This is a genomic window from Allobosea sp. 117, assembly GCF_000702305.1.
Lineage (GTDB): Bacteria > Pseudomonadota > Alphaproteobacteria > Rhizobiales > Xanthobacteraceae > Ancylobacter.
Window position 1 is genome coordinate 85,155 of the sequence record NZ_KL370890.1, and the last position, 13,700, is coordinate 98,854.

10 protein-coding genes are annotated in these 13,700 nt (G+C 67.9%); 6 read left to right on the top strand and 4 right to left on the bottom strand.

Going from position 1 to position 13,700, the window contains the following annotated elements:
* Positions 1–65: 65 nt before the first annotated feature.
* Positions 66–884, bottom strand: coding sequence for a transporter substrate-binding domain-containing protein (locus tag U742_RS0121580; RefSeq protein ID WP_051661412.1), 819 nt, complete (start codon positions 882–884; stop codon positions 66–68).
* Positions 885–1,155: 271 nt separating this feature from the next.
* Between U742_RS0121580 and U742_RS0121585 the strand changes: the two genes are divergently transcribed.
* From U742_RS0121585 to U742_RS0121610, 6 genes are all read left to right on the top strand, one after another.
* Positions 1,156–2,532, top strand: a complete 1,377-nt coding sequence (locus U742_RS0121585; RefSeq protein ID WP_029356877.1) for an ABC transporter substrate-binding protein — start codon at positions 1,156–1,158, stop codon at positions 2,530–2,532.
* On the top strand, positions 2,529–4,484 hold the full coding sequence (locus U742_RS0121590; RefSeq protein ID WP_029356879.1) for an ATP-binding protein: 1,956 nt from the start codon (positions 2,529–2,531) through the stop codon (positions 4,482–4,484). Before U742_RS0121585 ends, U742_RS0121590 begins: the two co-directional genes overlap by 4 nt.
* Positions 4,481–5,827, top strand: a complete 1,347-nt coding sequence (locus tag U742_RS0121595; protein WP_029356881.1) for a sigma-54-dependent transcriptional regulator — start codon at positions 4,481–4,483, stop codon at positions 5,825–5,827. The genes U742_RS0121590 and U742_RS0121595 overlap by 4 nt, the downstream gene beginning before the upstream one ends.
* 197 nt (positions 5,828–6,024) lie before the next feature.
* The gene (locus tag U742_RS0121600) at positions 6,025–7,344 is read left to right on the top strand and encodes an ABC transporter substrate-binding protein (protein ID WP_029356882.1); all 1,320 of its coding nucleotides are present in this window, start codon (positions 6,025–6,027) and stop codon (positions 7,342–7,344) included.
* Between the two features lie 77 nt (positions 7,345–7,421).
* A complete protein-coding gene (locus U742_RS0121605; protein WP_029356884.1) occupies positions 7,422–9,149 on the top strand; it encodes an ABC transporter permease in 1,728 nt (575 codons plus the stop codon).
* Positions 9,146–10,252 (top strand): ABC transporter ATP-binding protein, encoded by a 1,107-nt coding sequence (locus tag U742_RS0121610; RefSeq protein ID WP_029356887.1) that lies wholly within the window; start codon positions 9,146–9,148, stop codon positions 10,250–10,252. The genes U742_RS0121605 and U742_RS0121610 overlap by 4 nt, the downstream gene beginning before the upstream one ends.
* Positions 10,253–10,319: 67 nt before the next feature.
* Here the strand turns inward: U742_RS0121610 and ugpC are convergent, their stop codons facing one another.
* Genes ugpC through U742_RS0121625 form a run of 3 tightly spaced genes read right to left on the bottom strand, consistent with a single transcriptional unit; the run spans position 10,320 to position 13,683 of the window.
* A complete protein-coding gene (gene ugpC, locus U742_RS0121615; RefSeq protein ID WP_029356889.1) occupies positions 10,320–11,453 on the bottom strand; it encodes an ABC transporter ATP-binding protein in 1,134 nt (377 codons plus the stop codon).
* A gap of 7 nt (positions 11,454–11,460) precedes the next feature.
* The gene (locus U742_RS0121620) at positions 11,461–12,363 is read right to left on the bottom strand and encodes a carbohydrate ABC transporter permease (protein WP_051661413.1); all 903 of its coding nucleotides are present in this window, start codon (positions 12,361–12,363) and stop codon (positions 11,461–11,463) included.
* A gap of 30 nt (positions 12,364–12,393) precedes the next feature.
* Positions 12,394–13,683: an ABC transporter substrate-binding protein gene (locus tag U742_RS0121625; protein ID WP_029356893.1), complete on the bottom strand. Its 1,290-nt coding sequence runs from the start codon at positions 13,681–13,683 to the stop codon at positions 12,394–12,396.
* Between the last annotated feature and the right edge of the window lie 17 nt (positions 13,684–13,700).

Here is a 13,700-nt window from a genome sequence, read left to right on the forward strand (position 1 = left end):
TATCCCTTGCGGCGCCGGGTCGAGATCGAGCCACCGTCGGCCGGAACCGGCGGTGGCGCCTCGGATCAGTTGGTTGTGGTGGGCTTCCAGTCGCGGGGATAGATCGGGAAGGGGAAGTATTTCTTGCTGAACCGGTCGAGCGAGCCGTCCTCGGTCATGCCGCCGATGGCCTTGTCGATCTCGGCAAGCAGCGCCTCGTTACCCTTGCGCAATCCGACTCCCGCCCCGGCCCCGAAGAGCTTGTCGTCCGCGATCTCGGGTCCCACGAAGCCGAAACCGGCGCCATCCGGCTTGCTGAGGAAGGCGTCATGCGCCTTCATCGGGTTGGTCATGATGACGTCAACGCGGCCGGCCTTGATGTCCAGGAACAGCGCTTCGACCGTGTCATAACGCATGACATTGGCATCGGGCATCTTGGCCTTGAGCCAGTCGTCGTACGTGGTCGAGCGCTGCAGGCCGACCTTGATCGACTTGAAGGCTTCCGGGTCGAGCGACCCGTCCGGCTTGAACAGGGCGAGCTTGGCACTCGTCGGCGCGACGAAGCGGCCGACGGAGATCCGGTAGGGTCGGGAGAAATCGATCTTCTTCTGGCGCTCCTCGGTGATGCCCATCGAGGCCACGACGAGATCGAACTTGTTGGCGAGCAGGGCCGGGATCATGCCGTCCCACTTCTGGCAGACGAACTCGATCTTGTCGCCAAGGCGCCGGCCGATCTCATTGGCGACATCGACGTCGTAGCCGGCATAGGCGCCGCTGGCATCGCGGTAGTTGAAGGGGAAAGAGGTGCATTCGATGCCCACCCTCAACTCTCCGGCCTGTGCGCCAGCGGCGCTCGCCGCCACGCCGATCATTGCTGCGAAGAACCACTTGGCGCTGATTTTCATGACCGTTCCCGTTTTTGCAGGCGGCTCGTCCGCGGTAAGAGCCGAGCGAATGGCCGCGGATGCGAAGATTAAGCACCCGACTGCCGAAGGGGCCTATCATCCCAGAGGTTGATGCGCTGCAGCATCGGGGCAGCGTTCGCTGGCCCGTATCGCATGCGCCCCGGAGGGTTGCATGCCCCCAAACCGGTCGTTCGCAAGGCATTGTTTTCCCGCACTGGCGAAGCCGATCCCGCGGGCGATAAGGTGGCCTGCAGACTGCCGGAGCGGAGCCGTGGCTGGAAACATCCTCAGGAATGGCGTGCTTGTTGCCGCGCTCTGCTCCGTGTGGTGGAGCTCGACCTGCGAGGCGCGGGCATTGCGGGTCGTCACCTCGTTCCCTCCCTCGATGATCGACGTCTACCGCCGCGCCTTCGCGAAGGCGCGGCCCGATATCGAGGTCGCGTTCATCCAGCGCAAGACGACCGCCGCCGTCGCCGAGCTCGCGGGCGGAGACAGGCTCGACGCCGACCTGTTCTGGGCGTCTGCGCCGGATGCCTTCGAGCTCCTGAAGCTGGAGGGCCGGCTGTCGCCGCTCGCGCCGCGCGACACCGGCGCGCCCGCAACGGTCGCCGGCTATCCGGTCAACGACCCGGACGGCACCTATCTCGGCTTCGCGCTTTCCGCCTACGGGCTCGCCTGGAACGAGGCCTATCTCGCACGCCACAGTCTGCCGGTGCCGCGCGGCTGGCAGGACCTCACCGCGCCGATCTATACCGGCCATGTCGGCATCTCCTCGCCCTCCCGCTCGGGGACGACGCATCTCGTCGTCGAGGCGCTGCTGCAGTCGGAGGGCTGGGAGCAGGGCTGGCGGACATGGCGGCAGATCGGCGGCAATCTCGCCACCGTCACCGCGCGCAGCTTCGGCGTCTCCGCCGGGGTCGCGCGTGGGCGCTTCGGCATCGGCATCACCATCGATTTCCTGGCGCAGCCGGCGGGGCTCGATGCCGATCCGGTCCGCTTCGTCGTGCCGAATCCGGAGATCTTCGCGCCGGCCAGCATCGCGCTGCTGCGACAGGCGCAGAACCGGGCGGCGGCCGATGCCTTCGTCGATTTCCTGCTGTCGGTGCCGGGCCAGCGGCTGCTGCTGGATCCGAAGGTCGGCCGGCAGCCGATCCGGCCCGAATTCTACGCCGAGGGCCACGGCGAAGGGCCGAACCCCTTTCAAGCATCGGAGGATGGTGCCGGTTGGCGCTTCGACGCCGGTCGTTCCGCCGCGCGCTACGAGCTGATCAACCTCATGTTCGACGAACTCGTCACCTTCCGCCTGGCCGAGACGGCCGCCGTCTGGCGGACGGTGAACGAGGTCGAGGCCAGCCTGGCGCAGTCGCCCGACGAGGCCGCAGCCAAGGCGGCGACGCAGGCCCGCGCCCTGCTCGGCGCGGTTCCGTTCACGGAAGCGGAGGCGGCCCGGATCGTGGCTGAGACCCGGCTGGCGCGCGTGCCGCGCGGCCTCCAGCCGCCCGAGGCGCAGGCGAAGCTGATGGCACGCCTGCACGACTGGGCCGGCGACAACCTCGCCGCGGCCAGGGCGGCGGCGGCGAGCGCACGCGCGCGGCTGGTGACGCTGGAGCGGTTGCCGAAGAGCGCCCCCGGGAGCGCAGCGCCATGACCGCCCGGGACATCCAGCCGGCGGAACGGGCGCCGGAGTGGTCGCGACCGCTACGCTTCGGCATCGGCGGGCGGCTGCTCGTCGCCTTCATCGGCGTCGGCGCGCTGGCGGTCGGCGCCTGCCTGGTCGGCTGGCTCTCCTATGCCCGGCTCAGCGCCGAGCTGGAATCGACCGCGCGCGGCCATGTGCCCGCGCTGGTCTTCGCCGCGCGCCTGTCCGAGGCGGGCGGGCGGCTGACCGCAGCCGCCACCGAGCTCGCCACCGCGGAGCGGCGCGAGGCGCATGCGGTGGCCATGGCAGGGGCCCGCGAGCGACTGGACGATCTGCGCGGCCTGCTCGACACGGCGCCCGCCGCCGGAGCGGCGACCGGCTTTGGCGCCCTGCGCCGGCAGGCCGAGGCCCTCGCCGCCAATCTCGATGCGGTGGAGCGCGCGGCGACCCGGCGCTTCGACATCGAAGCCAGCACCCGCACCATCGTCGAGGAACTGCGCTGGCTGCAGGCCGACCTCGTCGACGAGGTCGAGCCGCTGGTCGACGACGCCCGCTTCAACATCCACGCCGCGCTCGAACGGGTCGGCCAGCCGGACGCCGCCGCCGATGCGCAGAAGGTGCTGCGCGACGAGAACGCAAAGACCGAGGCCATCCTCGTGCTCAACGCCCAGGCGCATCTCACCATCGGCATATTGGGGCGCGTCGCCACCGTGCGCGCGGTCGAGGACCTGAAGCAGACCAGCCATTTCCTCGGCGAGGCGGCGGACGAACTCGCCGTCGAGGGCAAGCGGCTGGAGGTCTGGCCCGACAGCATCACCGTCCGCCAGATCGTCGAGCGCCTCGTCACGCTCTCCAATATCGAGAGCGGCCTGCCGGGCCTGCGCACCGCCGAGATCGCCGCGGCCGACGACGGCCAGCGCCTGTTGGCGGAGAACCGCGAGATCGTCGGCGAAGTCGGCCGTGCCATCGGCGAGGTGGCCCGGCGCATCGAGGGCGAGGCGCGAGAGGCCGCCGCGCGGGCGGCGGAGGCGATCGAGGTCGGCCGCGGGCTGCTGCTCGCCATCGCGCTGCTGTCGCTGGTGGTCGCCGTGCTGGTCGGCTGGTTCTATGTCCGCCGCAGCCTGATTGCGCGTCTGGAGCGGCTCACCGTGGCCGCCGGCGCCATCGCCGAGGGCGGTCCGGTGGATCTGCCCCTTCCGGTGGCGCGTTCCGGAGGCGACGAGCTCGACCGGCTCTCGCATGCGCTCGCCGTGTTCCGACAGACGCGCGACGAGCTGGTGCAGGCCGCCAAGCTCGCCGCGCTGGGGCAGATGGCCGCCGGCATAGGCCACGAGCTGAACCAGCCGCTCGCCGCCATCCGCTCGCACGCCCATAACGGCGCGGTGCTGCTCTCGCGTTCCCGTGCGGGGGAGGCGGCAGAGAGCCTGGCGCGGATCGAAGCCCTGACCGCCCGCATGGCGCAGAGCATCAGCCACCTCAAGCGCTTCGCCCGGCGGCCGGAACCGGCTATCGGATCGGTCGATCTCGGCGCGGCGGTGGAAGGAGCGCTGTCCCTGTTCGCGCGCCGCATCGCCGACGAGCGCATCGTCGTCGAGCGCGACATCCCGCCGGAGCTGAAGGTTCTCGCCGAGGAGGTGCGGCTGGAACAGGTGCTGGTCAACCTGGTGTCCAACGCCCTCGACGCGCTGGACGGCGCCGGGGAGCGCCGCATATCCGTCATCGCGCGGCGCGAGGGACCGCATGTGCGGATCGACGTGCGCGACACCGGTATGGGGGTCGGCGAGGAGATGCGCGCACGCATGTTCGATCCCTTCGTGACCAGCAAGCCGCCGGGGGCGGGGCTCGGCCTCGGCCTGTCGCTGTCCTTCAACATCGTGCGCGACTTTGGCGGGCGGCTTATCCTGATCGAGAGCTCGCCGCAGGGTAGCACCTTCGCCATCGAGCTGCGCGAGGCCGCATGAACGCTCCTTCCGCCCATGACGTGCTGCTGGTCGACGACGACGACGAGGTGCGCACCGCCTATGCCCAGACGCTTCAGCTCGACGGCCTCGACACCGTGAGCTTCGCGAGCGCGGCCGATGCGCTGAAACAGATCACCCCGGCCTTCGCCGGCGTGGTGGTGAGCGACGTGCGCATGCCCGGCATGGATGGACTCGCCCTCCTCAAGGCGGTCGCGCAGATCGACCGCGAGATCCCGGTCGTGCTCGTCACCGGCCATGGTGACGTGCCGATGGCGCTCGAGGCCATGCGCGGTGGCGCCTGGGATTTCATCGAGAAGCCGGCCGACCCGGTGCTCTTGGTGGAGACCGTGCGCCGGGCCCTGCAGCATCGCCGCCTCGTGCTGGAGAACCGCGCGCTGCGCCAGCCCGCCGTGCCGGACGATGCGTGGAGTGGCCGCCTGATCGGCCGCTCGGAGGCCATGCAGCGGGTGCGCCGGACGCTTTCCGTGCTCGCCGACGCGCCGACCGACGTGCTGCTGTTCGGCGAGACCGGCACCGGCAAGGAGCTCGCTGCCCGCGCGTTGCACGATTTCGGCCGGCGGCGGACGGCGCGCTTCGTGGCGGTCAATTGTGCCGCCCTGCCGGAGAGCATGATCGAGAGCGAGCTGTTCGGCCATGAGGCCGGCGCGTTCACCGGCGCGCGCGAGCGGCGCATCGGCAAGATCGAGCATGCCAATCGCGGCACGCTGTTCCTCGACGAGATCGAATCCATGCCGCTCGGCGCGCAGACGCGGCTGCTGCGCGCGTTGCAGGAGCGCTCGATCGAGCGCCTCGGCTCGAATGCCGAGATTCCGGTCGATATCCGGGTGGTGGCGGCGACCAAGGTCGATCTCGTGGCCTGGGCGTCCGAGGGGCGGTTCCGCGAGGACCTCGTCTATCGCCTCAACACCGTCACCGTCCGCTTGCCGCCGCTGCGCGACCGGCGCGAGGACGTGCCGATGCTGTTCCGCCATTTCGTGGCAAGGCTGGCCGAACGGCACGGCGTCGAGCCCGAGACGCCGTCGACGGCCGCGTTGGCGGCGCTGATGGAGCGTTCCTGGCCGGGCAATGTGCGCGAGCTGCGCAACGAGGCGGAGCGCTTCGTGCTCGGCCTCGAGAACCTGCCGGGCGTGGCGGCGGCGAATGCGCCGGTCGCTCCGCTCGATGCCGCCGTCGACGCCGCCGAGCGGCAGGCCATCCTCGCCGCGCTGGCGCGGCACGGAGGCAGGGTCGGCCAGAGTGCGGACGCGCTCGGCGTCTCGCGCAAGACGCTGTATCTCAAGATGCGCAAGCACGGGCTGGAGCGCGTGGCGGTCGAGGACTGATGTTACCGTCCTGACCCATTGGGGCGTGCCGGGCGTTACCCGCGCGACCCACACCGGGCGCCTGGGCAGCACGGCCCACCTGGTCATCCATTTGAATTCAGAGGCATTTCCTCTCCAGCCCCACGCTGGCACGGGCGTTGCGACCCCGAGGGCAGCAGCCTCGCGGCCGCCAAGAACCCTATGTGGAGGAAATGCCCATGATCCGCTCCGCCGCCTTCGCGGCCACCCTTGCGCTTGCCTCGTTCGCCGCCACCGGCGCCTTCGCGCAGGGCAAGGTGACCGTCGTCACCTCGTTTTCCAAGGACGTTACCGATCCGATCAAGAGCGCCTTCGAGAAGGCCAATCCCGGCACCACGCTCGATGTGCAGAACCGCAACACCAATGCCGGTGTGAAGTATCTCGACGAGACCAAGTCGAACCCGCAGGTCGATCTGTTCTGGGCCTCGGCGCCGGATGCCTTCGAGGTGCTGAAGGGCAAGGGCCTGCTGCAGAAATACACGCCGAAGGCCGAGGGCATCCCGGCCAAGATCGGCGCCTATCCGATCAACGATCCGGACGGCTTCTATTTCGGCTTCGCCGCCTCCGGCTACGGCATCATGTGGAACACCCGCTACCAGCAGGCCAACGACCTGCCGGAGCCGAAGGAATGGGGCGACCTCGCCACCGCTCCCTATTACGACCACGTCGCCATCGCCTCGCCGGCACGCTCGGGCACCACGCACCTGACCATCGAGACGATCCTGCAGGGTGAGGGCTGGGACAAGGGCTGGCGCACCATCAAGGAGATGGCCGGCAACTTCCAGACCATCACCGAGCGTTCCTTCGGCGTGCCCGAGGCGGTCAATTCCGGCCAGGTCGGCTACGGCATCGTGATCGACTTCTTCGCCTTCTCCGCGCAGGGCTCGGGCTTCCCGGTCAAGTTCGTCTATCCGACCGTGACCACCGTCGTGCCGGCCAATGTCGGCATCGTCGCCAACGCGCCGAACACGAAGAACGCACAGGCCTTCGTCGACTTCCTGCTGTCGCCCGCCGGTCAGGAGGTGCTGCTGCAGCCGGCCATCCGCCGTCTGCCGGTCAATCCGGCGGTCTATGCCAAGGCGCCGGAAGGATACCCTAACCCCTTCAAGGATCCGCGCTTCGCAGCGATGACGATGTTCGACGTCAACAAGTCCGGCGCACGCACCGATGTCGTCGACACGCTGTTCGACCAGCTCATCTCGTTCCAGCTCGACAACCTCAAGGGCGTGACGAAGGCGATCCACGAGGTCGAGGGCCGCCTCGCCAAGAAGGACAACCCGCAGGCCCGCGCCCTGATCAAGGAGGCCCGCGACCTCGTCGCCGCGATGCCGGTCGCCGAATCCGAGGCCGCCAGCGACGCCATCCGCGGCGCCTTCACCGGCTCCAAGGAGAAGGGCGCCCGCCAGGCCGAGCTCGAGCAGAAGTGGGCCGCCTTCGCCAAGGAGAACTACGCGAAGGCCAAGGCCAAGGTCGACGAGGCGGCGAAGCTCGCCAACTGACATCGACGCCGGGGCGCGGCAGCGTCAACGCCGCGCCCTCCCGCCCCTGACACTCCTGCACAGATCGGAGCGCGTCCATGTCGCTCGCCCTCTCCGGGGCTTCCTCGAAGCCTGCGAGACCCTGGCGCCTGCCCGGCACACCGGGCCAGATCACGCTGGCGCTCGGCATCGGAGCCTTCCTTCTCGCCTTCCTCATCGTGCCGGTGGGTTCGGTGATCTATGTCGCCTTCACCGAGAAGGGGACGGGCGGGTTCACGCTGGTGAACTTTGCCGACTTCTTCCGCACCGACCTGTTCCTGCGCTCGTTCTGGAACTCGTTCTACGTGTCGGCGGCGACGGTGGTGCTGGCCTCGGTCTTCGCCCTGCCGCTCGCCTACATCACCACGCGCTTCGACTTCCGCGGCGCGGTGATCGTGCAGACGCTGGGCTTCCTGCCGCTGATCATGCCGCCCTTCGTCGGCGCGGTGTCGATGCAACTGCTGTTCGGGCGCAACGGTACGGTCAACCTTCTGCTGAACGACTGGTTCGGCTTCCGCATCCCCTTCATGGAAGGGCTGAACGGCGTCATCTTCGTCCAGGCCATCCACTATTTCCCCTTCATCCTCATCAATCTCTCGGCGGCGCTGCGCAACATCGACCGCTCGATGGAGGAGGCGGCGCAGAATCTCGGCTCGTCCGGGATGCGGCTGTTCCGGCGCATCGTGCTGCCGCTCGCCATGCCGGGCTATGTTGCCGGCGCCTCGCTGGTGTTCGTGAAGGTGTTCGACGATCTCGCGACGCCGCTGCTGCTGAATGTGAAGGACATGCTGGCGCCGCAGGCCTATCTGCGCGTCACCTCGATCGGCATCGCCGATCCGATGGGCTACGTCATTTCCGTGGTGCTCATCGTGGTCTCGGTGCTCGCCATGTGGGTCTCGGCACTGGCGCTGAAGGGGCGCGACTACGCCACCACCCAGCGCGGCGGCGGCGGTCTTGCGCGGCGCCGGATGCGCCCATGGGAGAGCGCGGTCGCTTACGGCGTCGTCGGCCTCATCCTTACGCTGGTGCTGGCGCCGCATATCGGCCTGCTGCTGCTGTCCTTCGCCACCATCTGGTCGTTCAGCCCGCTCCCTGACGGCTTCACGCTGGCGCATTACGGGCGTGTGTTCGGCGAGAGCTCGCTCTACATCAAGAACACGCTGATCTACGCCACGCTGGCCGGCGGCATCGACGTGGTGCTCGGCACCGCCATCGCCTATCTCGTGCTGCGCACCAAGCTGGTCGGCCGGCAATGGCTCGACTGGGCGGCGATGGCCGCGTTGGCAGTGCCCGGCGTGGTGCTCGGCATCGGCTATCTGCGCACCTTCTTCGACGTGCGCATGCCGGACGGCACGCCGCTGGCAACGCTGTGGATCGTCATCGTGCTGGCGCTCGCCATCCGCCGGCTGCCTTACGCGCTGCGGGCCTGCTACGCCGCGCTGCAGCAGATCTCGGAATCGCTGGAGGAGGCCGCCGAGAACCTCGGCGCCACCAAGGCCCGCACGGTGCGGCGCATCGTGATTCCGCTGATGACCGGCGGCATCCTCGCCGGCTTCGTCACCAGCTTCGCCACCGCGGCGGTCGAGCTCTCGGCCACGCTGATGCTGGTGCAGTCCAACGCCGACGCGCCGCTGGCCTACGGGCTCTACGTGTTCATGCAATCCGCCGCCGGCCGCGGGCCCGGCGCGGCGCTCGGCGTCATCGCCGTGCTGCTCGTCGCCGCCTGCACGCTGCTGTCGCAATACATCCTCGACCGTAACCAGAAGAACCGAGGGGCCGCCCGATGAACGCCATTGCCAAGACCAGCGCGCCCGAGGCGGCGCTGCATACCGAGGCGCTCGACGTGCGCATCGCGGGAGTGAACCTCTCCTACGGCACCAACCATGTGCTGAAGAACATCGACCTCGACATCCGCGCCGGCGAGTTCTTCGCCTTTCTCGGGCCCTCGGGCTGCGGGAAGACCACGCTGCTGCGCCTGATCGCCGGCTTCAACACGGCCGATACCGGCACGGTGAGCGTCGGCGGGCGCGACATCGGCAACCTGCCGCCGTGGAAGCGCGACGTCGGCCTCGTGTTCCAGAGCTACGCGCTGTGGCCGCATATGAGCGTGGCGCAGAACGTGGCCTTTGGACTGGAGGAGCGCGGCGTGCCGCGCGCCGACATCAGGCGGCGGGTCGCCACCGCGCTGGAGATCGTCGGCCTCGGCCATCTCGCCGACCGGCGGCCCTCCCAGCTCTCCGGCGGCCAGCAGCAGCGCGTCGCGCTGGCACGCACCGTGGTGATCGAGCCCAAGGTGCTGTTGCTCGACGAGCCGCTCTCCAATCTCGACGCCAAGATGCGGGTGCAGGTGCGCCGCGAGCTGCGCGACCTGCAGCAGCGGCTGGGCCTCACCACCATCTTCGTCACCCACGATCAGGAGGAGGCCAACACCGTCTGCGACCGTATCGCGGTGATGAGCGACGGCATCGTGCAGCAGGTCGGCACCCCGATGGAGCTCTATGAGCGGCCGGCGAACCTGTTCGTGGCGAACTTCCTCGGCACCGCCAACGTCGTGGAGGGCAGGGTCGCCGGCGCCGGTGCGGACCGCGTCTTCGAAACCGCGAGCGGCTGGCGGCTGCCGGTGATGAGCGGGATCGAGGTGCCGGCCGGCGCCCGCCTCGTCTTCCGGCCGCAGGTCGCCCGCATCGCCGAGGGCGGGGATGGCGCCCCGGCGCTGCGCGGCGAGATCGTGCGCCGCGAGTTCCTCGGCAGCATCATCCGCTACGGCATCGCCTCGGGCGGTCAGGAGATCACGGTCGACGAGCCCTTCCTGCCCGGACAGGCGCAGCATGAGGTCGGCGCCAACGTCGCGATCGACGTCCCGGCCTCAGCCGCGCTCTGGCTGGCGTGAGGCGCCTCGAGCCAATGACGGCGGAGCCCGGCATCACAGGCATCAGCCAAGGCACAGGCGCGCCCATTCACCCGGCGGAGACAAGCGGGCGAGCCAGCGCTTTCGTCGTCTCGACGTCGAAAACATGGATCTGCGCGGTGTCGTAGTGGAGGGTCACGCGGCTGCCGACCTCGTATTCCCGACCGAAGTCCACACGCGTCGCGATCTCGGGGCCAGCCTCCCCCATCAGGCTCGCCATCAGCACTGTCTCGGGGCCGAGCGCTTCCACCGTCGTCACCGTCAGGGTCACCGGCAGCCCGCCCAGCGCGCCGGCGCGATCCGGCGTCTCGTGGAAATCCTCCGGCCGCAGCCCGATGATCACCTCGCGCCCGGCATGGGACGCATAGGCCTCGGCATAGGCCCTCGGCAGCGCACAGCGGAATCCGTCCGTGACGGCATGGAGCTGCCCGCCCTCGGCCTCCAGCCGGCCGGGCAGCAGGTTCATCGGCGGCGTCGCCAGGAAGCCGGCGACGAAGGTATCGGCCGGGTTGCGATAGACGTCGAGCGGGCGCCCGACCTGCACCACCTCGCCGTCGCGCATGATGCAGATGCGCTCGCCCATGGTCATGGCCTCGACCTGGTCGTGCGTCACATGGATCATGGTGGCGCCCAGCCGCCGATGCAGCTTGATCAGCTCGGTGCGCATGGTGGCGCGCAGCTTGGCGTCGAGGTTGGAGAGCGGCTCGTCCAGCAGGAACGCCTTCGGCTCGCGCACCAGCGCCCGCCCCAGCGCCACGCGCTGGCGTTGCCCGCCGGACAATTGCGCCGGGCGGCGGTCCAGCATCGGGCCGATGCCGAGCATGGCGGAGATGCCGTCGATGCGGCGCGCAATCTCCGCGCGCTCCAGATGGCGCAGCTTCAGCCCGAAGGCGAGGTTCTCGCGCACCGACATGTGGGGATAGAGCGCGTAGTTCTGAAATACGATGGCGAGGTCACGCTTTGACGGGTCGACATCGTTCATCCTCACTCCGTCGATCAGCAGGTCGCCGGAGGTGATGTCCTCCAATCCGGCGATCATGCGCAAGGTGGTGGACTTGCCGCAGCCCGACGGGCCGAGGAACACCATGAACTCGCCGTCGCCGATGGTGAGGTCGACGTTGCGGACCGCGGAGACGACATTGGCGTAGGTCTTGGTGACGGCGCGCAATTCGATGGCAGCCATTATGTCCTCATGAAATCGCGCGCATGGAGCGGTGCAGATAGGCGGTCATCGCCAGCACGATGACGAGCAGGATTCCCGACATCGCGCTGGCCTCTCCGAGATCGAGGCCGACGAAGGCGCTGCGGTAGATGAAATAGCTGATGAAGTCGGTGGCCACCCCCGGTCCGCCGCGGGTCATGATGTAGACGAGGTCATAAGTCTTGACCGCGAAGATCATGCGGATCAGCAGCGTGACCACGATCACCGGGCGCATCAGCGGCAGGGTGATGTGCCAGAAGCACTGGAGGGACGAGGCACCGTCGACCCGCGCCGCCTCATAGGGTTCGCGCGGCAGAGCGGCGAGACCGGCCAGCAGCAGCACGATCATGAATGACACCTGATGCCAGATATCGACCATCACGATGGTCCAGAACGCGACGTCGACGTCGCCGAGCCAGTTGACCGGGGGAATGCCGATCCGGCCGAGCAGATAGTTCACGATGCCCAGCGAGGGATGCAGGAACATCCGCCAGATCAGGCCGACCACGACCGGATTCATCAGCAGCGGACACAGCAGGATGGCGTAGTACAGGTCCTTGCCGCGCTCGGTGTCGTTGAGCATGAGCGCGATGAGGAAGCCGAGGGCGAATTCCAGCACCACCACCGCGACGACGAACATCGCCGTCACCCGGATGGAATGCAGGAATTCGGGATCCCCCAGCGCCTTGGCGTAGTTCCCGGCCCCCACATAGGTATGGAAGCCGGGATTGATCAGCGTGTACTCGAACAGGCTGGTGAACAGCGCCCACAGCACCGGAAACGCGATGACCAGCAGAAGCAGGGCAAGACCCGGCATTGTGAGCAGCCAACCGAAGCGGCGATCGTGCACATGGATCCGGTTGGGAGCGTTGTTCACCACGGAAGTCGTCATCGTCAGATGGTCATTTCCACTTGTGCCTGCTCACTTGAGCTTGCCGTCCTTGCGCGCCAGCTCGTCGAACTCCTTGTCGACGGTGGCGAGGGCTGCTTCCGGCGTCTTCTGGTTGGCGACCGCCAGCGAGAGTTCGCGGCCCAGCACTTCGACGAATTGCGGGGTGTAGGTGAAGGTGGGGAAGTTGTGGCTCTGGTTCAGAAGGTCCTTCAGCGCCGCCGCATAGGGGAATTTGGCGAGCACGTCGGCATCTGCGAACACGTCGTTGCGGGTGGGCGAGCCGCCGGCCAGCGCGCGTTTCTTGGCGATCTCGAAGGATTCGACCCACTTCAGGAAGGTCCAGGCCGCGTCCGGGTTCGGGCTCGACTTCGGAATGGCCCAGCCCCAGGCGCCGTTTAGGCTGCCGCTCTTGCCGGGCGCGGTGCCGGGCACCGGCATGATCTCGACCTTGCCGACGACGGAGGACTTCGACTTGTCGTCGAAGGAGGTGCGGAAGAAATTATAGGTGATGTAGCTGTAGGCCTTGCCCTGCGCCATCACGTTGAACGCTTCGTCGAAGCCGAAGCTGGCGGCGCCGACCGGGCCGTATTTGTTGATGTTCTGAATGTACTGGGACAGCGCGGCGCGGCCGGCCTCGGTGTTGGTCGTCGCCTTCCAGTTGGCGTCCTGGAACTGGCCGCCATTGGCAAACAGGTAGTTGGACCATTCCATCGCGATCGGATCGGGCCGCAGGCCCTGATTCACCACGCCGTTGAAGCCGTCCTTGGTGAAGAATTCGACCTGCTTGAGATAGTCGCCCCAGGTCGCGGGCTTGGTCAGCTCGCTACCGTACTTGGCCTTGAAGTCCGCCTTGTTCTTCTCGTCGGCGAGAAGATCGGTGCGGTAGGTCAGGCCCATCGCGTAATTATAGAACGGCAGCATATAGGTGACGCCGTCGACCTTGCCGACGAGATCCATCAGTGCCGGCACATAGGGCGTGGTGTCGAACTTGTCGTCCGCGATGCGCTTGTCGAGCGGCTGCATCCAGCCGGCCTTCACGAACTCGCCGACCCAGTAGAAATCGACCACGATCGCGGAATAGCTGCCCTTCTTCGCCACCAGTTGCGGCACCAGCTTGGTGTGCATCTCGGCGTAGTTGACGACCTCGATATTGACCTTGATGCCGGTCTGCTTCTCGAACTCGGGGATCAGCGCCTTCACGTATTCGGTGTCCGGCACGCCCTCCATCAGAATGGAGACGGTTTCGGCGGCGTTGGCCGAGCCCGCGAGCGGGGTCGCCAGCAGAGTGGATAGACTCAACGCATAGAGAAACTTTTTCACGGCCGTTCTCCTGTCTT